15 protein-coding genes are annotated in these 25,290 nt (G+C 67.3%); 9 read left to right on the top strand and 6 right to left on the bottom strand.

Going from position 1 to position 25,290, the window contains the following annotated elements; genetic code table 11:
* Window positions 1-213: 213 nt before the first annotated feature.
* The 3 genes from KEC57_RS05255 to KEC57_RS05245 form a co-directional block, all read right to left on the bottom strand.
* Window positions 214-2,646: a glycoside hydrolase family 32 protein gene (locus KEC57_RS05255; RefSeq protein ID WP_229383467.1), complete on the bottom strand. Its 2,433-nt coding sequence runs from the start codon at window positions 2,644-2,646 to the stop codon at window positions 214-216.
* A 95-nt stretch (window positions 2,647-2,741) separates the two neighbouring features.
* Window positions 2,742-3,734, bottom strand: coding sequence for a LacI family DNA-binding transcriptional regulator (locus tag KEC57_RS05250; RefSeq protein ID WP_229383466.1), 993 nt, complete (start codon window positions 3,732-3,734; stop codon window positions 2,742-2,744).
* A gap of 180 nt (window positions 3,735-3,914) precedes the next feature.
* Window positions 3,915-4,463, bottom strand: coding sequence for a TetR/AcrR family transcriptional regulator (locus KEC57_RS05245; protein ID WP_229383465.1), 549 nt, complete (start codon window positions 4,461-4,463; stop codon window positions 3,915-3,917).
* A gap of 90 nt (window positions 4,464-4,553) precedes the next feature.
* Here KEC57_RS05245 and KEC57_RS05240 point away from each other — a divergent pair, with 90 nt between their 5' ends.
* The 5 genes from KEC57_RS05240 (at window position 4,554) to KEC57_RS05220 (ending at window position 12,562) form a co-directional block, all read left to right on the top strand.
* Window positions 4,554-5,510: a ketopantoate reductase family protein gene (locus KEC57_RS05240; protein WP_229383464.1), complete on the top strand. Its 957-nt coding sequence runs from the start codon at window positions 4,554-4,556 to the stop codon at window positions 5,508-5,510.
* Between the two features lie 313 nt (window positions 5,511-5,823).
* Entirely contained in the window at window positions 5,824-9,114 is a 3,291-nt protein-coding gene (locus KEC57_RS05235) for a right-handed parallel beta-helix repeat-containing protein (protein ID WP_229383463.1), read from the top strand.
* Between the two features lie 118 nt (window positions 9,115-9,232).
* Window positions 9,233-10,999, top strand: a complete 1,767-nt coding sequence (locus KEC57_RS05230; protein WP_229383462.1) for a hypothetical protein — start codon at window positions 9,233-9,235, stop codon at window positions 10,997-10,999.
* 148 nt (window positions 11,000-11,147) lie between these two features.
* Window positions 11,148-11,597: a MarR family winged helix-turn-helix transcriptional regulator gene (locus KEC57_RS05225; RefSeq protein ID WP_229383461.1), complete on the top strand. Its 450-nt coding sequence runs from the start codon at window positions 11,148-11,150 to the stop codon at window positions 11,595-11,597.
* Between the two features lie 119 nt (window positions 11,598-11,716).
* Window positions 11,717-12,562 (top strand): YhjD/YihY/BrkB family envelope integrity protein, encoded by an 846-nt coding sequence (locus tag KEC57_RS05220; RefSeq protein ID WP_229383460.1) that lies wholly within the window; start codon window positions 11,717-11,719, stop codon window positions 12,560-12,562.
* Window positions 12,563-12,651: 89 nt separating this feature from the next.
* Here KEC57_RS05220 and KEC57_RS05215 read toward each other — a convergent pair whose 3' ends face one another.
* Window positions 12,652-16,464: a hypothetical protein gene (locus tag KEC57_RS05215; protein ID WP_229383459.1), complete on the bottom strand. Its 3,813-nt coding sequence runs from the start codon at window positions 16,462-16,464 to the stop codon at window positions 12,652-12,654.
* A 254-nt stretch (window positions 16,465-16,718) separates the two neighbouring features.
* On the opposite strand from KEC57_RS05215, the gene KEC57_RS05210 reads away from it, so the two are divergent.
* Window positions 16,719-18,587 (top strand): penicillin acylase family protein, encoded by a 1,869-nt coding sequence (locus KEC57_RS05210; RefSeq protein WP_229383458.1) that lies wholly within the window; start codon window positions 16,719-16,721, stop codon window positions 18,585-18,587.
* A gap of 2 nt (window positions 18,588-18,589) precedes the next feature.
* Here the strand turns inward: KEC57_RS05210 and KEC57_RS05205 are convergent, their stop codons facing one another.
* Window positions 18,590-19,498 carry an aldose epimerase family protein gene (locus tag KEC57_RS05205; RefSeq protein ID WP_229383457.1) on the bottom strand — a complete coding sequence of 303 codons (909 nt, stop codon included), beginning with the start codon at window positions 19,496-19,498 and terminating at the stop codon, window positions 18,590-18,592.
* Between the two features lie 94 nt (window positions 19,499-19,592).
* Window positions 19,593-21,029, bottom strand: coding sequence for an ABC transporter substrate-binding protein (locus KEC57_RS05200; RefSeq protein ID WP_229383456.1), 1,437 nt, complete (start codon window positions 21,027-21,029; stop codon window positions 19,593-19,595).
* 149 nt (window positions 21,030-21,178) lie between these two features.
* Here KEC57_RS05200 and KEC57_RS05195 point away from each other — a divergent pair, with 149 nt between their 5' ends.
* Genes KEC57_RS05195 through KEC57_RS05185 form a run of 3 tightly spaced genes read left to right on the top strand, consistent with a single transcriptional unit; the run spans window position 21,179 to window position 25,177 of the window.
* Window positions 21,179-22,363, top strand: coding sequence for a mandelate racemase/muconate lactonizing enzyme family protein (locus tag KEC57_RS05195; protein ID WP_229383455.1), 1,185 nt, complete (start codon window positions 21,179-21,181; stop codon window positions 22,361-22,363).
* On the top strand, window positions 22,360-23,091 hold the full coding sequence (locus KEC57_RS05190; RefSeq protein ID WP_229383454.1) for a FadR/GntR family transcriptional regulator: 732 nt from the start codon (window positions 22,360-22,362) through the stop codon (window positions 23,089-23,091). The genes KEC57_RS05195 and KEC57_RS05190 overlap by 4 nt, the downstream gene beginning before the upstream one ends.
* Entirely contained in the window at window positions 23,075-25,177 is a 2,103-nt protein-coding gene (locus tag KEC57_RS05185) for a glycoside hydrolase family 36 protein (protein ID WP_229383453.1), read from the top strand. The genes KEC57_RS05190 and KEC57_RS05185 overlap by 17 nt, the downstream gene beginning before the upstream one ends.
* Window positions 25,178-25,290 lie beyond the last annotated feature (113 nt).

Genomic DNA, 25,290 nt, shown 5'->3' with positions numbered 1-25,290 from the left:
CGCGTTAGCCTTGAACGAGAATGATGCTAACGCGAGTTAGGCAAGAGTGTCAAGCTGCTTCTCGTGCCTTCGCCGTCGAGCCCTTCCGCGTCCTGCGGGGCTGTCGCGCCGGCCTTCTCGGACATTCGTCGGCCGGCGAACCTCCCGGTCGCAGCAGTCGTCGACCCTCGGCGGGTTGCGACGACGGGAGCTCCAGGAGGCTCGCCGCCGTTCTCATCCGAGCGGCCGGTCCGAGAAGACGACCTGGTCCACGTTGATGTGACCCCACCCGGTCGTGTTCTGGTCGACAATCTCCAGTTGTGCGCTCTGCCCGATGTAATCGGCGACGTCCCACGACTCCCAGTGCAACCGCTCGCTGTCGGTGCCAGTCACCGTCCGGACGACGACGCCGCCAACCTTGAGGTTCACCGCGGTGGGCGCGTTGGTTTCGCCGACGACGGCCGTGGGTGTGTTCCCGAGCACGATCTGGTCGACCATGATGTGGCCGAACGAGGTCGACGTTGAGTTGTCGACGATCTCGAGATGTGCCGTCTTGCCGCGCAGCGAGTGCACGTCCCATGCGACGGTTCTTAGTGTCGCTGTGTCGTCGCCCGTCGCGGTGAAGTAGACCTCGCCGTCGATCACGAGTTGCACGGATGCGTTCCCACTCGCGGTCCACGGGAAATCGCCACCGGCGATTCTGAAGGTGACGTAGTCACGGGTGATCGTGAAGTCGGGGGAGACGATGGTGCCGGTTGCCGCATCTCCTCCGTTCACATAGGTGTCCGCGACTTTCGCTCCGACTTGATTGGTGAGGCTCGCGGTGCTCGGCCCTTGACCGGAGAAGTTGCCCGTGGCCGTCCAGCCGGTCCCCCAGGTGCTGCCTTCAAAACCGTTGAACAGGTCCGATGGCGTGGGATGATTGCCACCTCCGAGGAGGAAGCTGACATAGGGGCTCGACACGGTGAACGACGGCGACGTGAGCGTACCCGTCGTGGAGTCGCCTCCGAGATAGCTGTTCACGAGGCCCGCGCCCAGCCATCCGGTAACGGGCTGCTGCGCGGCGAGCGTGCCGGTTGCCGGTGCGGAGCCGAATGCGCTACCCGTCGTCGTCCAGCTGTCGTAGCCGCTGTCGAAGTCCTGGTACGCAGCCCCGGCTTCCGATTGCCCTGTCACGTTCGCGAACTCGGTGATCGTGACATCGCCGAATGTGGCTGCCCCGCCCTCGGTGAACAGTTGAAGGCCGGTGTCTGTGGGGTCGAGGTTCGACTTCATCGTCAGCGCCTGTTCACCTCCGTTCACGAATACCTCGACGGTGGTGGTGTCCACGAGGATGGTGAGGTGCACGGACGTGGCCTCGGGGTCATATGGGGCGTGATTCTCCCGGTACATCGTGGGGTCGTTGGCGTCGACGTAGATGAAGTCGTCGAACTTGCCGACACTGAAGTCGCGGGTGCCGTCCGGAGATCGCCGGAGCTTGATCGCCACGTTGTCGAGATCAGACCATGAGACGGTCGTATCTAGTCGATAGGAGGTGCCGTGGTAGTCCAGATCGGTTTGTCCGTCCACCTCGATGTCGCCGAGGTCCCATGAGCGTGTCGCGTAGTCGTCGAGCGCTGCGATGGGTGTGGAGATGAGCCGGTAGGTGCCGTCGGTCTCCTTCAAGGTCAGTTCGCGAGTGATGGCGTCGGTGCCGGTGAAGCCGTCGACGGTCCAGCTGCTGGCGGTGTTCGGGTGTGTCCAGTAGTTCACCCAGCCTTTCAGGAACCGCTTGCTCTGATCGGTGGAGGATTCGTCGGCGTAGGTGACGGCGGCGTAGAAGTCATCGCCGTAGTCCAGCCACTGAGGCACTGTGGTGTCCGGGGTGAATGTGCTCCCATCCCAGGCGCCGGGCCAGTAGGCGAAGGTGTGCATATTGCCGCCGGTGCTGGCGCCCACGACCCACTGCAGCGTGTTGTCGTCGGCGCGCATCTGGAAGAAGTCCGGGCACTCGGTGAAGGTGATGCCGCTCGGGGCGGGGAAGAAGGACTCGAACGTCCAGTTCTTCAGATCCGAAGACGTGTAGAAGCCGATCCCGCTCAAGGGCTCGGCGACCAGGGCAACCCACTGATTATTCGCCGCATCCCACTCGATCTTCGGGTCACGGAACTCGTAGAGCCCCGGGCCGGGGTTCGCGATCGCCGGCGTCGTCGTCGAGTACGGCGTGAACGTGGCGCCCCCGTCGGTGGAGTAGTACACCCACTGATCGGTCGCGTTGGTGGGACCTTCGTCGATGGAGATGAGCGCCACCAGAGCCCCCGCTCCGAATCCCGCCGTGTTGTTCGTGTCGACGACGATCGAACCCGCCATCGGCGAGCCGAAGGTCGTGTCCTCGGGGATGGCTATGCCCTCGTCCTCAAACACGACGTTGTCGGTCGTCGTCGTATGACGCCAAGCCGTCTGGGTCGAAACGCCGTTGTAGTCGGCGTCGTACAGGTAGTAGTGGTGGTACTCCCCGTCGAGATAGACAGGACGGATCGGATCGTTCTTCCAGTGATCAGGAACGGAGAAGTGGTACTGCGGTCGGTATTGCTCGGCATCCGGGTCGTCGGCATGCGCGACCACGGGGCTGAGCCCCGTGACAGCCATGACGCCGGCGAGAACGCCGACCGAAAGTGCGTGGGACATCCTTGTCATTTCATAGTCTCCATTAACTAAAGCGAGATACTAACGCGCGTTAACGTAGCGCCGTCATCGCTCCCTTGACAAGAGTGGCGGTGAGATCAGGCGGACGCGCGCTCGACGAGCGAGCCCCGCACGACCGAGCCCTTGAAGGCCTCGATGTCACCATTGAGGGCTTCCACCGCCGCGGCGCCCATCTCTTCGAACGGGAGCGCGACGGTGGTCAGAGCCGGCCTGAGGTAGGAGGCGACGATCTCCTGGTCGTCGTAACCGACGACCGCGACGTCTTCAGGGATGCGCAGCCCTGCTTCTCTGATGGCGTCGAAGGCACCCATCGCCACTCGGTCGGTGCCGCAGAAGAGCGCGCTCGGCGGGTCGGGGTGCCGGAACATCTGTCGCGCCAGCTCGTAGCCCGCGCCGGCGTCCGCAGAACCGGAGACGATGAGCGTGGGGTCGATGTCGATGTCCGCCTCACGGAGCGCCCGTTCATAGCCACTCCGGCGCCCGGCCGCGGGAATCGGCGCGTCGAGATTGATCAGCCCGATCCGTCGATGCCCGCCGTCGATCAGACGCCGGGTTGCGGTGTAGCCACCGTGCTCCTCGTCGGGAATGATCGACGGGTAGCGTCCGTCGACATCTTCGCAGTGCACCAGCACCACGGGCACTTCAGCCGCCGACGCCGGCAGAGAGACTGCGACGTGGCCAGCGGTGGCATAGATGAGGCCTTCGATGCGCCGCTCGAGCAGCATCTCGAGCATCGCAGCGTCCGCGGAGGCGTCCACGTCTATGCTCACGATGAGCAGAACCTGACCCCGTTCCCACGCTGCTCTTTGAGCCCCCGTGATGATGCCACCGCCGAACGGGCTGCTGGCGATGTCGGTTACGAGTCCGAGCAGGTTCGTTCGGTTGGAGGCAAGTGAACGAGCCCCCGCGTGCGGTCGGTACCCCAGCTCGGCAACGGCCTCCCAGACCCGACGCTTGGTCTCCTCGGCGATCCTGATATCCGTCCGGCCATTGATGACGAACGAGATCGTGCTGCGGCTGAGGCCCACGTGCCGCGCAACGTCGCCCATCGACACCTGACGAGATGGCATCCTTCATTCTTTCACCACGGTGCTCGGCATCGAGCGATTCAAGACCAACAGAGGTTGCGTCGATGCTCGTGCGGACGAGATGTCATGCGATGGAACCTGCTCGCCGCGGTCGTGTCGGCCACTGCCGGCGTGGTCTGGTCGTAGAACCGGATCAGCCCGTCGAAGAACTGACGCGGCTGATCAGACGGGCTTGAGTCCGTCGATCAGCAGTTCCACGGCTGCGCGCGCCTCGGCCGGCCAGAGCGGTCGATCGGCGGTGGAGCCGATGCCGTGAAGGACGACCATCACCGCGCCCGGCGGGACGTCGTCGCGGATGGCTCCGTCGGCGGCAGCCCGGGCCATCAGCTCCGACACCGTGCGCTCCAGCTCGCCTCCGCCGTCGGCTTGGACATCGGGAGCCACGAGGGCAGCGAGTGTTCGTGCCAGCGCGGCGTGCGCGATGACGTAGTCCGCGAAGCCGCGCAGGAAAGCCTCGAGGGTCTCACCGGCCGGTCGGGCCGACGCGCGCGCGTGTTCGCAGAGCGCGGTGACTTCGTCGTGGTACACCGCTGCGGCCAGCGCTTCCCGGGTGGGGAAATGGCGGTAGAGGGTTCCGACTCCGACGCCCGCGCGACTCGCGAAATCGTCGAACCGCAGCTGCTCGTCGCGGTCGAATACCGCGCGCGCGGCGGCCACGATGGCGTCCCGGTTGCGGCGGGCGTCTGCCCGCATCGCCCTCTCTTCGGGCATTCGCCCTCCCTTTGACAATCGGAGATGATTTCCATATCGTATCATCCGGAGATTATCTCCATTTTATCGATGGTGAGAAGAAGGGCTGAGATGCGAATCCTCATGTTCGGCCGTGGAGTGATCGCGACGATCTACGGTCGGGCGCTGCAGGTCGCCGGACACGACGTCGAGTTCTACGTCCGCCCCGGCCGCGCCGCCTTGTACGGCGAAGGGGTCACGACGGACCTCATCGACGCACGCCGCTCACCTCTCGGCAGGCCGGTGCGCGAGGCGGTCCCGATCTGGTTCAAGGAATCCCTCGAGCCTGGGGACGGGTTCGATCTGGTCATTCTCAGCGTCGCCCATCATCGCCTCGCAGAGGCGGCCGCCTTCCTCGCTCCCCGAGTGGGGGATGCGACCGTGCTCGTGTTCGGCAACGTGTGGCAAGAGCCCCTCGCTGCGATCGCACCGCTTTCGGCAGCTCAGGTCGTGTTCGGATTCCCGCAGGCCGGCGGCGGCTTCGACGACGCTGATGTCCTGCACGGCGCACTGTTCGGCGCCGTGATCCTGGGCATGTCCGGCACGTTGCCCGACACGCGGGAACTCGCCGTGAAGAAGGCGTTCGGGCAGGCGGGTCTCACCGTCCGAGAGGAGAGAGACATGCGCGGGTGGCTGTGGCTGCACTTCATCTCCGACGTCGGCATGCATGTCCAAGGTCATCGATATGGCGGGCTGGCAGGCATGATCGGGAACCGCCGTGCGTTCCGTGAAGCGCTGCTGACCAGCCGAGAGCTGCTGCCCGTTCTCGAGGCGCGCGGCGTCGATCTCCGTCGACACCGGCGCACCGTGCTTCCTTACCGACTGCCGACGCAGACGTCGGCCGCCATGGCATGGGCGACCGCCCGCTTCCCGATCGCTCAGGTCAGCCTGTCGACACACACCGATCCGGATGCCGCCGAACCGCGGGCCGTTCTCCGAGACGCACTGCAGGAAGCCCGCAGACTCGGCATTCCGACCCCGCGCCTCGCAGCAGCCCTCACGCGATCCCGGCGACTGCCAGCCGTGTAGCAACGAACAGGCCACCGCGACCCGTTCTCGACGCCCGTGCGGCAATGCTCCCCTTGCCTGGATCGATGACACGAATGAATGGATTTATTCATTGCGACCGGTCGGCGGCACCCTTGAATACGGGGCGTTATCGCCTGTTGGGGAGTCCTTTCACGGCATGTGTGACCTCGCAGATGGGAAGTTCGTCCTTGACACGATGCTTTGCAACCGCGTACGAATGAATCGTTTTATCGCGCTCGGACCTCCAGTTCTGATTCATCAGCACTGGTGTCGCCGTACTCGTCCGCTCTGCTCCAGTTAGGTAGCAAACGACATGCATCTGTCTCTCAAGATCACGGCGATCGCGCTCACCAGCGGCCTCGTGGTCGGCATTCTCGGTGCCGCGCAGCCGGTCGAGGCCGCTGCGCAGCCGGTCGCGGCATCCGCGTCATCGATGCTTCCGGCGGCTCCGTCGGTGGGCGACACGTACTACGTCGACAACTCGAGCGGATCGAACTGCTCCGATTCGGGCACGGGAACGGACCCCGCCGGGCCATGGTGCACGTTCACGCCCGCGGCGGCGTTGACGCTCGGGGAGGGCGACAGCCTGCTGCTGGCGCGGGGCTCGGCCTGGTCTCAACAGCTCGCTGTGAAGATGGAGGGCGCGTCGGAGCATCCCGCGACCATCGGCGCATATGGAGTGGGCGCAGCGCCGCGCATCCTGGGCAATGACAGCGGCAGGGGAATCTGGCTGACGGACCCCGACAACGCCGTCGTCACAGGGCTGGACATCGGTGCGAAGACCGAGTCCGGCGCTGGAGCACTCGAGTACGGCGTGCTGGTGGAATACACCTCCATCGGTCACGAGAACCTCGTGCTCGAGGATCTCTCGGTGCATGACAGTCGAACCTCCGGCATCGACGTTCATTCGATCGTCGCCACGATGGTCGACCAGACGGTGCTCGATGGGCTCACGTTCTCGGGTATCCGCACGACGCACAACGCGCATGGCATCCGCGTCGCGCAGGACGCTGACATCGGCGGCCTCTCGCCGGCTCCTGGACAGGCGGGGGAGAAGGTGTTCCGGCACATCCTGGTCGACGGCATCCACCAGCTCCATGACGACGGCAACCAGCCATCGCCGGCAGACGTGCCCGTGCAGATCGGCGTCGGATGCCCGGACAGCCTCGCCCTGATCAACGCGACCGACGTGGTCGTACGCGACTCGATCCTGGATGGGTCCGCGGGGTGCCGTACCACCTACGGAACGGCCGCTGTCTTCCTCGGACGACTGCAGCACGTCCTGATCGCCAACAACATGATCGTCAACACACCGAACACGCAGAACTCCGACATGGTCGCGATCGACCACGAGGCGTACACGAGCGACGTCACCATCGCCGGCAACTACTTCGCCGACAACTACGGTGGCGCAGTCGAGTATCTGGCGATCCATGGCGAGTTGGACTTCTCCGTCGACAACGCCCTCACGTCGAACGTCTTCGTGAACAACGGCACCTCCAATGCCATCCCGTATCCCGGTGACGGCGCGATCGCGCAGATCGGGAACGGCCCCATCGTGCGGGGCAGCGTCGCCGACAACCTCGCCTACGAACCGAACGGTCTGCTGAACGCGCATCTGAGCGGAAGCACCGCCGGCCTCACGACTTCGAACAACGTGCTGACCACGGCTGCCGACGACATCTTCCATGCCGCCGCACAGTATGACGCGAAGGACTCTCGATGGGGCTACGAGCACACTGCGGGCACCACCTGGTCGTCGCTGCCGTATGACCCCTCGACATCCTCGTACGGTCGGGACGGAGTCTCGATCGACCGCTTCGACGTCACGCCGTCCCCGACGGCTTCCGCCGGGATCACATGGACCGCACCGAGCTCCGGGGTCATCAGCCTGCGCGCATTCCCCGTTGCCCACACGGACGGCGCGACGGTGACCGTCACCGTGAACGACGAGGTCGTCGCCGAAGCGGAGGTCGGCACCGCCGGCGCGAACCTGACGGCCGACGACGTGAGCGTGCGCGACGGCGACGTCGTACGGTTCGCCGTGGCCGCCGGCGGCGGCGAGATCAGCCTCGCACCCGCCATCGCCTACACGTCGCAGTCCGACTCCACCGACGTGGTCGGGCAGTGGTCGTTCTCCGTCGCGGGCGACGCCGGAGGCTGGACCAGCACCGTGCCCACGAGCGTCCGCCGCGGCGTCGTCGATCTGACGACGAACGGCGGGACGACCACGCTGGACTCGGCTTCCAAGCTGGGGCTCTCGGCGACGGCGAGTTCGAGCCTGCGACTGACGTACTACAACGGGACCGACGCGACGGAGGGACGGATCTACTTCGCCACGAACAACGGCGGATCGTTCAGCGCGAAGGATTCGGTGGCGTTCTCGATCAACCCCAAGAGCGACACAGGCAGAACCGCCGGTTACCACAGCGTCCTCATCCCCCTCTCAGGAAACAAGGACTGGAAGGGCAAGATCCAGCAGCTGCGCATCTCGCTCGCCGACGCGACCGGTTCCTTCCAGATCGACAGCATCGAACTCGCGAAGCCCTCTGAATCTGGGTGGGAGTTCGACTCGGCCGCCGGATGGACCCAGAACCCGAACGCCGAATGCGCTTCCGGAGGGACGGCATCCGCCGATCCCGTCGTCGACGTCGACAACACCACGGGCGCGTTCAGCACGTATGCCGACATCAACTGGCTGAGCACCCGGATGCAGACGTTCACGGTGAGCACATCGCGTCTCGCGCAGGTCGACTTCTGGGCCTACCAGGAGGGAGACCCGAAGGGATGCCTCTACTTCCGCGTCGTGAAGATCACCGATGAGACCACCCACAAGGGAACGACACTGTTCACCGGAGCGGTCCCGCCGTCGGCGGTCAGCGCCGCGGGCGGCTTCGTCAGCGTCTATCCCGGCCTCACCGGCCTGGACACGTCGGCCACGTACGGGCTTCAGATCCTCAACCCGTACGTCATCCCCGGAGCGGGAACGTACGGCGTCGGGTACAGCGACGACGCCTCCAAGCCGGCATCCGGATCCGGCGAGTACTACTCGGTCGACAACGGCGGTATCTGGCACGGACCGGAGACGTCGCGAAGCCTGAAGTTCAGGACGTACAGCGCACCGCGCATCGCAGAGCAGGACGCGAATGCGGGCTTCACCCCCGTCGCCGTCGCCGACGGCCTCGCCGGGAGCGACGGAGGATACGAGCCGGCGCTGCGGTCGCCCTCGTCGCTGGAGATCACCGCGGCGTCCACGCGATACATCCACATCCGGATGAACAACCCCGACAACCGTCAGGTCGCCTACCTGCTGTTCACCTCTGCGGCGGATCCGACCTTCGACCGACCCGGCGACGGGTGGCCGGTGCCCGAGGAAACAGGCGGCAAGGGCGTCGTCTTCGCCCTGGAACCGGGCGCGAGCTTCCACGACTACACCCTCGACATGTCGAAGGTGGCGGGATGGAAGGGCACGATCGAGCAACTCATGATCGAACCCGGATTCCGGTGGAGCTACCGAACCAACGGCGACCTCGGCGCCGTATGGACCGGGAAGATCGACTACGTCCGGCTCGACCCGGGCACGATCGACGCTTCGCGACGTTAGATCACCCGCAGCGCCAGCCGGGGTATTCGCGCCGGCACTCAGGCGGTGCGCGAGCATTCCGGCGCCGCACCACTTCCCGGAATCACCCATGAAGTCCGTTCCCATGAAGGAGTTCGAAATGAGCCTGTCCCGAACGATCACGCGCGCGCTCGCGCTCGCGCTCGCCGCAGCCGGCTGCGTCATCACCGTGGGGATGGCGGGCGGGTCGATGCCGGCGTTCGCCCAGTCATCCGGCGTCGACGAGGCACCAGCCCGAGCGGCAGCATCCGACACGACGTACTACGTCGACAACGCGGCCGGATCGAACTGCTCGGACTCCGGCCCCGGAACGAGCGAGTCGTCGCCGTGGTGCACCTTCACTCCCGCGAACGCGTTGACCCTCGGTGCGGGCGACAGCCTGCTTCTCGCGAGAGGCGATTCGTGGTCGCAGCAGCTGAACCCCACCCTTGCCGGCACCGCCAACGGGATCGCGACGATCGGAGCTTATGGCGAGGGGGCGGCACCCCGAATCCTCGCCACGTCAACGGGCATCGGCCTGGCGCTCACCGATCCCGAGTACGCCGTGATCTCGAACCTCGACATCGGCGCGAAGACGTCGGCAGGACTCGGTGCGCTCTCGTACGGCATCATGGCGACCTACACATCGCTGGAGCGCCATTCGCTGACCTTCTCCGACCTCTCGGTGCACGACAGCGTGCAGATCGGCATCCTCGTGCGCTCGACCGCGACCCAGTCGGTGAGCCAGACCGCGCTCGACGGACTCAGCTTCGTGCGTGTGACGACGACGCACAACGCCCAGGGAATCGCCACGGTCGGTCAGGGAGTCTTCACCGACATGCCGTCGTCGCCGACCTCGGGCTCCGAGGGATCGAAGACGTTCACCAACGTGCTCCTCGACGCGGTCATCGAAACGCACGACGATGCCAACGTGCCGCTCGGAAACCCCGGCAACGGCGTTCCGTGTGCGGGACTGACCCTGCAGTACGCCAGCAACGTCGTGGTGCGTGATTCCGTCTTCGACACCGAAGGGTCCTGCTACACCGCCGTCGGCACGACGGCCGTCTTCCTCGGCAGGGTGAATCATGTGCGGTTCCTGAACAACATCGTCGTCAACACCCCCAACACGGGCAGCCCCGACATGTGCGGGATCGACCTCGAGTCGATGACGAACGATGTCACCATCGCCGGGACCTACTTCGGCGACAACTACGGAGCCGCCATCGAGTACCTCGCGATTCATGGAAGCGGCGACTTCTCGACGAACCATGTCGTCTCGTCGAACGCCTTCTATGCCAACGGTTCGAACGGCCACGGCGCCATCGCCCAGCTCGGGGGCGACAGCGCGGTGCAGGTCAGCGTGACGAAGAACGTGGTCTACCAGCCGGCCGGCACCATCGTCGCCGGCGCAGGCGGTACGACAACAGGGTTCACGGTCGCAGCAGACAACGTCGTCGTGACGGATGGCTCGAGAGCATCGCAGTCCGCGGCGCAATTCGGAACGGCGCCGTGGGGATATCAGAGCGGTACCGGATCGACCTGGTCGGCACTCGCCTATGACTCGTCCACTGCGACCTACGCCGGGTCCGGCGTGGCCATCGGACGGTTCACCCTGACGCCCTCGTCGACGAGTACAGCCGCGCTGACGTGGACGGCGCCGACGGCGGGCACAGTGAGCGTGCGAGGCTACGCCGTCGCGACAGCCGGGATGCCCACCGTGATCGTCAGCCGCAACGGCACGACCGTGACATCCACCGCGGCAAGCACGTCGGGCGTGCCGATCGCAGCCGACGGGATCACCGTGGCGGCGGGCGATGTTCTGCGCTTCGTCGTGCCGGCAGGCGCGACCACCGTGAGCTGGGCGCCATCGGTGGCGTACACCTCGTGATGGCGGTGCGAGCCGTGGGTCGGACTCTCGGTCAGCCCATGGCTCGCCCGTGTCCTTACGCCCTGGGGCGGTTCACGTCCCTCCGTCTGCCCGCGGGCGCCCGATCGCAGCGATGGCTGTGAGCGTGCGAAGGCCCCAGGATGGACAGATGGATGCGGAACAACTCGAGCCCATGAAGTTCACCGGCTTTCTGATCCGCCGTGCACAGCAGGCGCATGTGGCGGTGTGGAGTCGCGAAGTGTCCAGCGACATCACGAGCGTGCAGTTCGGCGTGCTGTCCGTGCTCGCGCGCAGGCCCGGTGCAAGCCAAAGGGAGCTCTGCGATGAGCTCGACCTGGATCGGTCGACCATCGCATCCCTGGTGGTGCGGCTCGAACATCGCGGCTGGATCGAACGTGAACGGCATGTCGACGACAAGCGACGCAACACGCTTCGACTCACGGATGCGGGTCGGGACGAGATCGCCCGACTACGGCCGCACGTCGACGACGTCGAGCGGGCGCTCACCGCCGCACTGACGCCGGACGAACGAACGGAGTTCCGGCGACTTCTCCGCGTTGTCCTGGCGTCGACGGTCAACCTGTCGTCGGGCAGCTGACCGTCTACAGCGGGAGAGGCCATCTTGCGAACGATCTGCGAGATCATGTTCGCAGACGGTGCGGCCGGCATCACGGCCTGACGATGTCGTCCTGATCGATCACGTTCGTGAGGTGTGTCATGGCTGGGTGGACCATGCATCGCCTGGTGCGCGCGGGCGCGCGGTCGGATCCAGGGCGCTTCATGTTGCGGCTCGCTCGCGATCTCGGCGACCTCGGGCTCATCGATCGTGGAATGACCCTCGCCGCGCACGTCTTCACCTCGATCATCCCGATCCTGATCGTCGCCGGCGCGCTGCGTGCAAGTCTCGACGCGCGAAGCGGCCCGATCTTCGCCGAGCATCTCGGGTTGGATGCAGCGACCGCAGAGATCCTCGAGAAGTCGCTGCCGGGCGGGGCGCAGGAGTTGCGCGCGACCGGCGTGATCGGACTGGTGGTTCTCGTGATCGCCGCCACATCGTTCGCGCGCGCTCTCGAGCGGAGTATTCGGATGATCTGGCGCACGTCGACCGTGAGCGTCAAGTTCGCCTGGCGCTGGCTCGCGGCGCTCATCGCAGTCGTCGTCGGGCTCGCGCTGGTCGTCGCTACCCGCATCGTCGTGCACGGCGAGGGTCTGATCCCCGTGGCCGAATTCCTCGCGGAGGTCGTTCTCTGGGGCGCGTTGTGGTGGATCGCGTCGTGGATCGTGATCAACCGAGGTGTCAGTCTTCGAGAGCTCTTGCCGGGAGCCGTGCTCGCCGGGATCGGTTTCGCGGTCGCCGGATTGTTCGCCCGCGTGCTTCTCCCGCCGCTCCTCGCCGACTCGGCAGCGCGATTCGGCGTGCTGGGCATGGCATTCACCTACATCGGATGGCTGTTGGTGCTGTCGTGCCTTCTGCTGGTCGCGTCGACGGCCGGTCGAATCGTTCATCTCACCCGCACCGGGCGCGCGTGGCGTCGGTCTGTCGGAGCACGACCCTCCGCGTGAACCCTCGCTGAGCATCCGCATTCTCGTCTCCTGCGGGACGCACACGAACGGGAGGCCCCGGCATCGACCGGAGCCTCCCGCGACATCGGTCAGTTCAGGGTGAAGGCGACTGTCCGCGTGTTGCCCGCCACGTCGTAGACGACGAGGGTGTTCTGGCCGCTGACGGCTCCGAAGACGCCGGGCTTGATGTAGTTGACATCGGACCAGGTGTTGTTCGTGAGGTCCTTGACCTCGCCGTTGATCGTGACCTTGTCCACCTTGCTGGCGTCGTAGAGCTTGAAGCTCACGACGTCGTAGGTATCGCCGGTCTTGACGGTGAAGGCCGCGCCATCCTTCACCGTTGCCGTCGGCGCGTTCGCATCGATGGTGAAGGCGAAGGTGCCCGTGGCCGAGATGTTGCCGGCGAGATCCTGCGCGTTGTACTTGACGGTGTAGCCGCCGTCGGCAAGGGCAACGGTCGCGGTGTGGGATCCGGTCGTCGCGCCGTCGGCGATTGCCGATTGGGTGCTCTTGACGAGGACGCCGTCCTTGTAGACATTGGCGACGATGCGCTTCAGCCCCTGGTCGTCGCTCGCATCGACCTGCACCTGAAGGGCGGAGTACGGGCCGGCCGTCGTGGGCGAGACGAGCGTCGCGGTCGGCTTGTGCGTGTCGGGCTCAGGCGCCTCGGGCTCGACGGGCACGCCCAGCCCGTCGGGTGCGAACCGGACGTAGTCGATCTTTCCCGCCCACGTCTGGTTCAGGTCGGCGATGCGGTAGCTCCAGCGCGTGGCGGGCTCGAGCAGGATCTGCTCGATCGTGCCCGTCCAGCCGGGAATGGTCGACATGTCGAGTACGTACTCGTGCAGTTCGGCGCCGGGCTCGAGCGAGAACGCGATGCCCTTGTAGCCGGCCTCGTTCGGCACCGGCCACCCGTCGCCCGGCTGATCGAACTCCGGCTCCGCCTCGGTCGTGAACAGCAGGTAGCCGGTGGAGCGGCCGTCGGGGTTGCTCATTCGCAGGTGGATGTACCGGGTCTGGGACGCGTCCAGGCCGAGGTCGTCGGGCGACAGGAGCGCGGGCTCGTAGCCGCCGCTGCCCTGCACGACGCCGTCCGATACGGTCACCGGCGAGAAGCCCGCGGTCGTGTCCTGCGGCGCGATCGACGATGCGGTGTACGTGCGGAACTTCAGGCTGCGGTTCGTCTCCGGTCCGGCCCACGTGCCTCGGCTGTCGGGCGAGTAGAGCTCGCCGAAGGATGCCGCGGGCTTTGCCGGGTCATCACTGAATGCCACCCCGTAGGTGCCGGCGCCGGGGATGGCGTACGGGTTGAAGATCTGCAGCGCGTAGGTCGCCCCAGTGTCGAGGTCCGACAGCCCCGGATAGATGCTGACGAATCCGCCGGACTCGGTCACCGCAGACGCGGGAACGGCTCCCGTGAACAGAAGTGTGCCCGTGTGGGCGGCGGGATCGGTGATCTTCACGACGCGGAAGTAGAGGCATCCCTGCGGATCACCGGTCTTCAACGCCCAGAAGTCGATCTGCGCGAGGCGCGGCGTGCTCACCGTGAACTGCTGCATCCGACTGAAATTCCAGTTGATGTCGGCGTGCGAGGTGAAGTCGCCGGCGGTGTTGTCCACGTCGATGGCGGGCGCTGCCGATGGGGTGCCGGGCGACGAGCAGCGCACGTCACCGTTCGCGATCCATCCGTCGGAGGTGTCGAACTCCCAGCCTGCAGCGGCCGGGGTTATCAGCTCCACACTGTCGATGAGGAAGGCGCCCGGCTCGCTGTCGAGCACGATTCGCACGCGGTCGACGCTGCCACTCCATTCGGCGTTGTCCGACAGCGGCACCACGACGCTCTGGAATCCTTCGAGGATCCCGGTGACAGAGCGAGGGTTGACCTCGAACTCCACCGATCGGGCTTCGGTGAAGGACTGCGATGCGCTCGTGGTGAAATACACCCGGCCCGATGTGGCTGCGGTGCCGTTGTTGTAGCTGAGGCGCACCGCGCTTCCGGCGGGAGAGAGAGCGAGGCCGGCGGGGGAGTCCAGCGTCGTGGTCGCTGCCGTTGTCGTCAGTGCGGCGTAGCCTCGCGCGATCGTCGCAGGCGCGTCGGACGACCATCCCTGCGCATCGTCCGCGACCGAGAACGTCCACTGGCCCGCGGCGTCGGTCGTCGCGGACTTCGAGGTGTACGCGATCGACGGTGCCCAGCTGACGGTGCCCGCACCAGGGGCGACGGAGAAGCGGAGGACGTCGCCGGCGGCGACGGTCAGCCCATCGGTCGTGACCGCGACGCCGGAGGTCCCCACGTCGGCCGCCGTCACGGTCGCGCCGTTATGGGTCACGGCGACGGCCGCGGTCCCCTCGTACGCGAGCGGGTAGCCGCGCAGACTCACGACGCCGTCGACGGGCGCTGTCCACGTGAGACCTGCGCCGGTGGCCGTCGAGGGTGTCAGCGTGAACCGGTCGATCGTCGTCCCGGCGCCGGTGTAGGTCGCGCTGTCCGCGTCGTACGACAGGTCGGTCCAGGTCGCACCCGCGCCGGACTGGTAGCCCCAGGCGTCGCCGCCGAACTGCGCCAGCGCGGGGAAGAGGTCCTCGGCGGTGTCGACGGGGATGTTGTTGCTGGAGGTGAAGCCCGACAGGCTGCCGCCGGCGTGGGCGCTCAGGAACCCGAACGGCTCGTACGAGAGATTGTCGGTGATGGTCGCCTCCACGATGGGGCCGTTGCCGAGCTGGCTGATCGCGCCGCCGCCGGGATTCGGGATGAGGTGGGTGCGACCGTTGCGGACGAACACGTTGCCGGTGGTGAGGTGCCCGAGCGAGTAGTCGTTGGACCCGTGGATCGCGAGGTACTCGACGGCGCCGCCGTAGTTGTCGGCGAAGTAGTTGCCGGCGAGGGTCACATCGCTCGTGCGCGCCTCGAAGTCGATCGCCACCATGTCGGGATTCATGGTGTTGGGCGTGTTCACGATCACGTTGTTGGCCAGCAGGACGTCGTCGACGACGCCGAGGAACAGCGCCGTAGTGCCGACGGCCGTGCGGCACGCAGCAGCATTGTCGAGGACGGAATTGCGCACCACCACGTCGCTCGAGACCTGGATGGTGAGCGCGACGCAGGGAACACCCAACTCCGAGACGCGATCGAGCTCCTGGTTGGCGTCATCGTCGATCGAGTAGTACCGGTCCACGAGCACGTCGCGGAAGACCTTCGAAATGTCTGTCTCGGGCGTGGGGTTCGCGGGGAGATCGGTGATCGTCCCCTGACCCGTGATCGCGATGCCCTGGGCATTGCCCGTCGTGCGGATGTCGGAGAAGGTGAGTCCGGTCAACGCGGTCTGCGCGACCGACTGCGTGGCGGTCGAGCGGACGAGCATGCCGATCTGCCACGTGTCGTGCACGTTCAGCCCCGTCAGCGTGAAGTCCTCGTTGCCGACGGTCGTGAAGGTCGCCATCAATCCATACGCGAGCTTGCGCTCGCCGGCTGCCGGCTCTTCGCCGATCTCCAAGCCGGTGACGACGGCGTGGTTCGGGTCGGTGAGGTTGATGCCGATGCCGGTGCTGTTGTCGAGGATGCGGGGGTCGTCGCCGGTGCCGTAGGCGCCGATCGTCGCCGGCTGCGTCGCGCTGCCGTGCAGTCCCACGCTCAGCTGTTCCGACCAGGCGGCGCCGCGCGCGAGCAGGAGGCTTTCGCCGGGCCCGAGGGTGAGCGCCGCCGCCGGCGCGAACGTGCACCACGGGGCGTCGGGGCTCGTCCCCGGACCCGTGTCGGAGCAGTCCGCGGAGGTGCGGTTGTCCACGTAGTAGGAGGAATCGGCCGCCACGGCGGGGGGCGTCACCGCGAGTCCTCCCAGGAGCAGGCCGGCGATGACTGCTGCGCTAATGGCCGCGAGGGGAGACTTCGGGGATGATCGCATGCGTGCGTCCTTTTGTGAGGCGGTGCCCAGGAAGAGTGAAACGTTATACCGTTCGTAGTGGGCCGACTTCGGTGCTGTCAAGCGATTCCGGCAAATCGGATGAATCGTTTCAGTATAGAAGTGCTGTGTGGTGTGATAACGATTCAGCGATGGCGTCGCAACGGAGATGTCAATGTCGAATGCGCCAGCGTGCGCACCACTGATTGGTTCCGCAGAACAAAGCGACCGGCAGGGCGCCCGGTCAGAATCGAGTCATGAGCGTGCAGATCGGCGAGGTGATGGGCGCGACGACAGTGATCGTCCGCCGCGACGAGAGAGGGACCCCGATCATCGAGGCGCCCCACGAAACGGCGGGGGCGTTCGGGCTCGGCTGGACGCAGGCGGATGCCGGGATCGCCGACCTGCTCGATCAGTACCGGCTGGTGCGAGCAGAGCTGCCCGATGCGGCCCCCGACGCGGCAGACCGCAACGCCAACCAGCGACGGTGGAACGTGCTGGAATCGGCTCGGCAGGCGTACGACGAGCTTCCCGAGGACCGCCGCGCCTGGTACCGGGCGTTCATCGCCGGGATCCGGCGCTGGATGGCCGATCATCCGGACGCCGTCCCTGCCGACCCGCCTCCCCTCGAGCCGGCGCTTCCGATCGGCGTAGACATCACTCTCATGCTCTACTGGGGGATCGCCGACGCGATCGCGGTCGCTGTCGCCGAGGGGCTGGATGTTCCCCCCGTCCCATCGGAGCTCCATCGCACGCCGATGCTCCCCGGCTCGAACGCGTGGGCGATCCGACCGTGGCGCACCGCTGACGGCTCGACGGTGCTGGTGAGCGACCCTCATCTGCCGTTCGGCGCGCCGTTCGGACTCTTCGAAGCCACCGTCCATGCGGGTGAGCTCTCGTTCACCGGCTTCTGCTTTCTCGGCGCAGCCGTCCCCGCGCTCGGCGGAAATGCCACCCTGGCCTGGGCGGTCACGACCGGGGGCCCGCGTGCCTCCGACCTCTACCGCGTGCCCGACACGAGCGAGGCCGCGGTCGCGATCAACGGCCTGCGTTCTCCGATCGTGTCTCGCCGGGACGGCTGGGCATTCGCCGTCTGCACGCCGTACGCGGCGCTGGCCGCCGAGACCGAGCTGCAGCTCTTCGAGATGGTGCGAGCGGTCAGCGTGGCCGAGTTCGAGCGGGTGCTGCAGCGCCGGGCGTTCCCGCCTCAGAATCTGATCGTCGCCGACAGCGCGGGCGACGTGCTGTACGCACGTACGGGGCGAGTACCGCGTCGCCCCGAGCCGGGTGCGCGGGTGCGTGAGCTGGACGAGAAGTGGGACGGCTTCCTCGACGTCGATGAGCTGATCACGGTGCGCAACCCCGCGGCCGGGTTCCTCCAGAACTGCAATGACGCGCCAGACACCGTCTCGTCGGGCGTGGATCTCCGCGCATTCAGCGAGGATGCGTTCAATGACATGCCCGGCCGGCTCGGCTCGCGCGGTCGGCGCAGCCTCGATCTGTTCGCGCGCGGGTATGCGCTCACCGTCGACGAGATCATCGAATGGACGGCGGAAGCGCTGTGGCCGGCGACTCCCGCCTGGCAATCGGCGCTCGCGGATGCCGCGGCGCGGCACCCGGAACGAGTGGCGGCCTGGCCGCGTCCGATCCGCTCGCGGCTGCGGCGTCTGCTGCACTTCGATGGGCGGGCGGTTGCCGACTCGCGCGACGCCCTCCTCTGGCTGCGCTGGCACGAGACGCTGGTGACGGCCGTCGGCACCGGTGTCCCGCAGCCCGAAGCCGCGGCGCTGCTGGATGCGGTCGAGCGCCTTGCCGACAGCGGTGACCGCTACGGCGACCTGCACACGATGACGGGACTGCCCGGGCGCGCCGGCGCGTTCATGACGACCGCGGGTGAGCTGGAGGTGCCTCTGCGTGCCACCTACTACCGCGGGGGCGAGGCCTACGCCGGGGGGCCGGCTCTGCGCGTCGTCGCCTTCGGCAGCGACGGTATGAGGGGGTGGAGTGCGTCGTTGCCGCGGGATGCCGAGGCCTTCGTCACGGGGACGGTGCACCGCACCCCCTGGAGCGCAGCCGATGCGCCCGTCGTGGCGGAGTTCGACCTGGCGCTCGCGGAGGTGGGCTGACCTCACTCGCCGATGGCTCGGATGGTCCACGTCGCCGAGGCGGAGGCTCCCGGCGGGAGCAGCACGATTCCGGTGTCGTGAGCATGTTCCGCGTTGCGGAACGCATCCGGAGCGCATGTCATCGGCTCGACCGCGAGCGCGCGGCGCCGGTCGTCGCCGGGCTCGTCGTCGCTCGTGTAGAGCTGCACCCAGCCACAGGCCTCGCTCATCTCGATCTCGACACCGCAGCCGCTCGGGTCGCGCACCTGCACGGTCGGAATTCTCGCGTCGGGTGTCTCCAGGCCCGTGAAGGCGTGATCGAGGAGGGTGTCGCCGATGGGGCGTCCACGCCGGAAGTCGAAGCGTCCCGAGTCGTGCGCGACGTCGAGGAGGCGCTGAGGAACGAGGTCGGGGTCGACCAGCAGCACCTGGGCGGCGGGAAGCCGGAGCGTCCACTCCTCGAGCGGCGACGGGCCGGCCACGACATACGGGTGGCCCCCGCAGCCCCAGGGGGCGCGGCCGTCGCCGGTGTTCGTCGCGGTGACCGTCTGCGTCAGCCCGCCGACGTGGAGTCGGTAGCGCACGGTCACCGCGAGCCGCCACGGGTAGTCGTCGGACGGCGTGACCTCGGTGACGAGGTCGATTCGGGATGGCGTGCGCCGTGCCAGCGCGAAATCGGCATCGGCGACCAGGCCGTGCAGGCGCTCGCGGTCATCGCCGAAGCGGACGACCGTCTCGGCAGTGCGGTATCCGTCTCCGCACAGCAGATTCGTCCAGGGCGCGAGCGTGGCGCCGCGGTAGGAGGGACGCGGTGCCCCGTTCGGGTACGGGAGCACCAGCGGTCGCCCGTCATGGGCGAAGGTGCGCAGCGACGCGCCGCGCGTGTCGACGTCGGCCGTGTACGCATGCGCCCGGAGTCGGTGATCGGACATCCCCGATCCTCTCGATGAGCGGGGATCCGCCCGGCACTCGGGCGGATCCCCGCGGCAGCAGGGCCCGGCACGTGCGTGCCGGGCCCTGCTGGGATCACTCGGTGGCCCAGGACTCCTCGCTCCAGTCGAAGTACGTGATCGCCTCGTGCGCTCCGGTCACCGCGATGCCCTGGAGGAACTCCAGCTGCTCGTCGAGCGTCTTGGTTCCCAGAAGGTACCCCTCCCAGATGTTGGTGTTGGCGTACTCGGCCGAGCCCAGCATGCCGGCCTCGAAGACGCGCGGCTGCGCCCATTCGCCGACGGCGAGATCCAGTACGGTCGGCTCGGCCTCGACTCCCTGGATGGACGGGATGGCGCCGGTCGCCTGCACCCAGGGCCCGCCGCCGTCGATGCTCGTGGCGAACTGCAGGAACTTGACCGCCGCCTCGAGTTCATCTCCTGATGTCGTCGCGGGGATCATGTAGCTCGTGCCGCCCGCTACCGCGCCGAATCGTGCCGGAGTTCCGTCCGACAGGGGGGTGTCACCGCGAGTGACGGTCGGGAAAGGCATGCTCGACCATGCCCAGTCGACATCGTCGAGGTTGCCGATCGCGAAGGTGGTGCCCCACGCCATCGCGGCATCCCCGGCGAGGAACTCCTCGCCGCCGATGAAGGACGACGAGGCGGCGACGCCCGACCAGTTCGGGGTCGCGCACTCGTCGAAGATCGACTTGAGGAGTTCGGCGCCTTCGGCGACCGCGGGCGTCTCGGTCATGTCGATCTGGCCGGTCATGATGGCCCTGGTCATCGACTTGGGGGTGACGACCGGCGCAGTGCCCTCGGTGCCGTCGACGGCGTACACGTTGATCTCCTCGGCGAGCGGGTTCATCAACATGCTGAGCAGCGTGGTGCTCGTCCAGCTGCTCCCCAGCTGGTTGCTGTCCATCGCCAACGGCGTGTATCCCGCTTCGCTGAGCGCCGCGCACGCGTCGAGCAGATCGCCGACCGACTCGATGGGTGCCGAGACGCCGGCCTCGGCGAAGGCGTCTTCGTTGAAGAAGAGACCCGGCAGCACCAGGTTCAAGGGGATGAACTCCAGTTCGCCATTGCCGTTGCGCTGCGCATCGCCGTATGAGTCGGGATTGAAGAGGTCGAGCCAGCGCTCATTGCCTTCGACGTAGGGGTTGGGCTCGGCCAGATAGGGGTCCAGCGGGACGATCTGCTCGGGTGTGTACGACGCCTGATTGAAGACGAGCGCCGGCGCCGTTCCGGCCGCCAGCTGAGTGGAGAGGGTGTCGTAGGCGCTCCCGATAGGCAGAACCGTCGTCTGCACCTCGATGTCGGGCTCGGCCTTTTCGAACGCGGCGACGAGCTCTTCCCATGCGGGTCCGAACGACGTGGTGTTCGAGTTCCACTGGTTGGGCCCGGCGAGAGTGATGACGGTCTTTCCGTCGGCCGCCGTGCCGCTCGCGCAGCCGGAGAGGAGGAGGACGGAGGTGGCGGCGACTGCGGCCGCTCGGAGGTGGCGGCGACGCGTGGTGGTGCGCGACATGGTGCTCCTTGTGAGCTCGGTGGGGCTGGAAGGGAGTAGTGGATCGGGTGCTGCTCATCGCCCGGGGAGGCGAATGCATTAGTCATACCATATGCTTGATTCACGAATGTTGCCTCGCCGAGGTGACTCCGACCCCCCGAGGAGCACGCATGCGCGTCGAATCCGTCGACTTCTTCTACGTGAGCATGCCCGTCATCACCCTGGAGGGGGACGGCAGCCAGGATGCGCTCCTGGTCCGGGTCCGCGCCGGTGGATACGAGGGCTGGGGTGAATGCGAGGCTTCGCCGCTCACCTCCATCGCGGCCTTCGTGACGCCTCCATCGCACGGAGCATGTCAGCCGGTCTCAGCCGCGGTGCTCGGCGAGCGCATCGACTCTCCCGAAGACATCTCCGCGATCTCGACACGGGTGAAGCGGATGAGCATGGACCTTCTCCAGGCGCCGCACACGTTCTCGGGCATCGAGATCGCACTGTGGGATCTGCTCGGAATCGCACGCGGGGAACCGGTGTGGCGCCTTCTCGGATTCGACCGGCCGCACGCGAAGACCGCATACGCGTCGGCACTGTTCGGTGCCGACCCGCAGGAGACCTTCCGCAAGGGGCGTGCGTTCGCCGAGAGAGGCTTTCGGGCAGTCAAGTTCGGCTGGGGGCCGTTCGGTGCGGGGACCACGGCAGATGACGTCGAACAGCTCGCCGCTGCCCGAGAGGCGATCGGGTGGGGGAGCCGCCTGTTCGTCGATGCCGGTCAGATCTGGGCCGATGATCCCGCGGCAGCGCTCTCGCGGGTGGCGGCCCTCGAGAAGATGAACGCGGAGTGGATCGAGGAGCCGTTCGGACCGCTCCAGTTCGCCGAATCCGCGCGGCTCGCGGGCGCCCTGAGCACCGTGGGCGTCGCGGCAGGCGAGGCGTCGCACAGCGAAGAGATGGCCTACCTGCTGATGGAGCACGCCGCCGTCTCGTTCGTGCAGATCGATGCCGGGCGAATCGGAGGAATCGGGCCGTCCGCGCGCGTGGCGCAACGTGCGCTGAGCCGCGGAGTGACCTACGTGAACCACACGTTCACCTCGCATCTCGCCCTCGCGGCCTCGCTCGCGCCCTACGCGGGAATCGCGCAGTTCGATCTGTCGGAGTTCCCTGCCGAGCCGAAGTCCGTCGCCCACGACATCACCGCGGATCACCTCCCCCTGGTGGATGGGCGGGTGACGCTCGGCGATGCGCCCGGCTTGGGCATCCGCGTCGACCTGGATGCGATTGGCCGCTACGAGCGTGTCGTCGAGATCGTGATCGACGGGCAGCCGGTCTACACGAGCGCGTCGGTCGAGGTGGCGGCATGACCGCGCACCGGACGCCCGCGTCGGGCTACGTCGGGCGAGGTCTGACGGAGCGGATCGTCGAGGAGCTCGGCCGGTCCATCGTCGTCGGCGAGCTGCAGGCCGGCGAGGCCCTGCCTCGCGAGGAGGACCTGATCGATCGCTATCGCGTGAGCCGCACGACGCTGCGCAGCGCTCTGACCGTGCTGGCAGCCAAGGGATTGATCGAGATGAGACCCAAGGTGGGAACGCGCGTACTCGCCGCCTCGGAGTGGGCATCGTTCGACCCGGCGGTGCTGCGCTGGTCGCTGGACGGCGCGGAAGGCGCCGCGCTGGCGACCGCATTCCTGGAGCTCCGGTTGATCGTCGAGCCCGATGCGGCGCGTCTCGCCGCGCTGCGAGCGACTCCCGATGACCTCGACGCCATGGAGGGCGCCGTCGCCGACATGCATGCCCGACTCGACGAGGACGCCTACGCGCACGCCGACGTCGCGTTCCACGTCGCGGTGTACCGTTCGACCGGCAATCCGGTGCTGGCGCAGTTCGGCGATCTCGTCGCGGGCGTCATGCTGCGGGTCTTCGACGACCAGCAGGTTCGCGCACGTTCGGCGCACGAGGATCTCGCCGCCGACGCGCGACGCCATGATGCGGTCGTCGCGGCGATGCGCGCGAGGGATGGCGCCGCGGCCGCGCGCGCCATGCGCGCGGTCGTGCTCGACGGTGCGGATGCGGGCGATGAGCACGATGACTGAGCCGCACACGCTGGAATGGCACGCGGCGCCCTTCGCCCTGCGGGTGGACGTCGACGATGCCGGCCGACCACGCCTCACTCGGATGCTCGGGGATCGCGCTGCAGATGTGGCGATCGCGCTGCCGCTCGTGGAGATCGTCACCACGACATGCAGCAAGCGCGCGGGCACCCGCTTCGACGATACCGAGCTGGGCGCACGGCTGCGCTACCGCTCGCACCGGCACCGTGCCGAGGGCGAACGGGATGTGTTCGAGGTGGATCTGGCGGATGCCGAGACCGGCCTCGCCGCGACCGTCACCTGGAGCACCGTACCCGGCAGCGAGGTGGTGACGGTGTCGACCACCGTCGTCAACGAGCACCCGACTCGTCGGCACGAGCTGCTGTTCGTCAGTTCCGTCGCGCTGGGCGACGCGCGCTGGGACGCCGATGACACCACCGTCCACAGCGCAGCGAACACGTGGCTGTCGGAGTTCCGCTGGCAGACCTTGACCTATCGCGAGCGCGGCGGCGTGGACGTCGCGATGCGGGCCCATGGCGGCGCGTCCACCCGCAGCGCGCAGTGCATCGTCGGAACGGGCACCTGGTCGACGTCGGAGAACCTGCCGATGGGAGCATTCGAGGCTCCGGGCGGCGGCACTCTGCTGTGGCAGCTCGAGGCGAACGCGGGGTGGTCGTGGCGGGTGGCCGAATCGCCCACGCGGGACGGTGGCGCCCTGCGCCTCGTCCTGGCCGGTGCGGACGCGCTCACGCATGGCTGGTCTCGCGTCCTGGCGCCCGGAGAGAGCCATGCAGCCCCCGACGCGACCTTCGCGTGGAGCACCTCCGGACTCGAACCGGCTGTCGCTGCGCTCACGGCGCATAGACGCCGCGAGCGAGCCGTCTATCGCACGGACCGGCCGGTCGCCGTCGTCTACAACGACTACATGAACACGCTGATGGCCGAGCCGACGACCGACCGGCTTCTGCCGCTCATCGCCGCAGTCGGTCGCGTGCGCGCGGACGTCTTCTGCGTCGACGCCGGCTGGTACAGCGGCGAGCCGGGCTGGTGGCACACGGTGGGGGAGTGGCAGGAGTCCGCCACCCGCTTCCCCGGCGGATTCCGCGAGGTGTTCGACGCGATTCGTGCCGCGGGCATGCTCCCGGGGCTGTGGCTGGAACCGGAGGCGGTGGGAGTAAGGAGCCCGATCTGCGAGGAGCTCCCGGCCGAGGCCTTCCTGCAGCGCGGCGGCGTACGACTCGTCGAAGACGGCCGCCACGTCCTCGACTTCCGGCACCCTGCCGCCGTCGCGCACATGGACGCCGTCATGGATCGCCTGATCGCGGATTACGGTCTGCGCTACGTGAAGTTCGACGCGAACCTCAATCCCACGCCGGGCACCGATGTCGGCGGGCTGAATCCCATCGAAGGTCTGCGACGCACCGCGGTGGCGTGGCTGGACTGGATCGACGCGCTTCACGCCCGGCATCCGGATCTCATCATCGAGAACTGCGCCTCCGGCGGTATGCGCTGCGATTGGCAGACGCTCTCTCATTTCGCCCTGCTGGCCACGAGCGATCAGCAGGACGAATCGAGAGTGCCGCCGATCTCGGCCAATGCACCGCTGGTCGTTCCGCCAGAGATCGCGGGAGTGTGGTCCTACCCCCAGGCGGGGATGAGTCCCGGCGCTGTGCACACGACGCTGGTGAACAGCCTGCTCCGCCGGCCCATCCTCTCGGGCCACCTCGATCGCATGGACGAGAAGGAGCTCGCCCTGGTAGCGACCTTCGTCGATGTGCACCGGGGTCTGCGCGACGAGATCGCGACCGCAGAGCCGGTCTGGCCGACAGGGCTGCCGGGATGGGACGACCCGTGGGTCACCTGGGCGCTGTGCTGCGCGTCGTCGACGCTGGTGAGTATCGTGCATCGCTTCGAGGAGACGGTCGCCGAGCAGCGCATCCCGTTGACCCGGTTGCGCGTGAGCGCAGATGCACCCGTGATCGTCGAGCAGCTCTTCCCTCCGCGGCCGGCGTCGTGGCGCATCGACGGCGGTGACCTCGTTGTGCGTCTGGATGGCCCGGATGCCGTTGTCTTTCGCCTGCAAGAGTGAATCAATTCACCGCAATGGACGCGACCTGAAATCCCCGTGAAATCAACACGTGAAAGAGTCGAAGCGTACCTGGTTCGGGAGAATACTCATCCGGCAAGTGAATCGATTTACTC

It is taken from the genome of Microbacterium allomyrinae (genome assembly GCF_020682705.1).
In the GTDB taxonomy this organism is placed as follows: Bacteria; Actinomycetota; Actinomycetes; order Actinomycetales; family Microbacteriaceae; genus Microbacterium; species Microbacterium allomyrinae.
The sequence above is the reverse complement of the archived record's forward strand: the minus strand, read 5'-3'. Positions and strand labels throughout refer to the sequence as shown.

Bases quoted from the DNA above. Each gene is read 5' to 3' on its own strand.
- KEC57_RS05195 (WP_229383455.1), top strand. From the start codon at position 21,179: ATGCGCGTCGAATCCGTCGACTTCTTCTACGTGAGCATGCCCGTCATC.
- KEC57_RS05245 (WP_229383465.1), bottom strand. From the start codon at position 4,463: ATGCCCGAAGAGAGGGCGATGCGGGCAGACGCCCGCCGCAACCGGGAC.
- KEC57_RS05230 (WP_229383462.1), top strand. From the start codon at position 9,233: ATGAGCCTGTCCCGAACGATCACGCGCGCGCTCGCGCTCGCGCTCGCC.
- KEC57_RS05240 (WP_229383464.1), top strand. From the start codon at position 4,554: ATGCGAATCCTCATGTTCGGCCGTGGAGTGATCGCGACGATCTACGGT.
- KEC57_RS05190 (WP_229383454.1), top strand. From the start codon at position 22,360: ATGACCGCGCACCGGACGCCCGCGTCGGGCTACGTCGGGCGAGGTCTG.
- KEC57_RS05225 (WP_229383461.1), top strand. From the start codon at position 11,148: ATGGATGCGGAACAACTCGAGCCCATGAAGTTCACCGGCTTTCTGATC.
- KEC57_RS05185 (WP_229383453.1), top strand. From the start codon at position 23,075: ATGAGCACGATGACTGAGCCGCACACGCTGGAATGGCACGCGGCGCCC.
- KEC57_RS05215 (WP_229383459.1), bottom strand. From the start codon at position 16,464: ATGCGATCATCCCCGAAGTCTCCCCTCGCGGCCATTAGCGCAGCAGTC.
- KEC57_RS05250 (WP_229383466.1), bottom strand. From the start codon at position 3,734: ATGCCATCTCGTCAGGTGTCGATGGGCGACGTTGCGCGGCACGTGGGC.
- KEC57_RS05200 (WP_229383456.1), bottom strand. From the start codon at position 21,029: ATGTCGCGCACCACCACGCGTCGCCGCCACCTCCGAGCGGCCGCAGTC.
- KEC57_RS05210 (WP_229383458.1), top strand. From the start codon at position 16,719: ATGAGCGTGCAGATCGGCGAGGTGATGGGCGCGACGACAGTGATCGTC.
- KEC57_RS05220 (WP_229383460.1), top strand. From the start codon at position 11,717: ATGGCTGGGTGGACCATGCATCGCCTGGTGCGCGCGGGCGCGCGGTCG.
- KEC57_RS05235 (WP_229383463.1), top strand. From the start codon at position 5,824: ATGCATCTGTCTCTCAAGATCACGGCGATCGCGCTCACCAGCGGCCTC.
- KEC57_RS05205 (WP_229383457.1), bottom strand. From the start codon at position 19,498: ATGTCCGATCACCGACTCCGGGCGCATGCGTACACGGCCGACGTCGAC.
- KEC57_RS05255 (WP_229383467.1), bottom strand. From the start codon at position 2,646: ATGTCCCACGCACTTTCGGTCGGCGTTCTCGCCGGCGTCATGGCTGTC.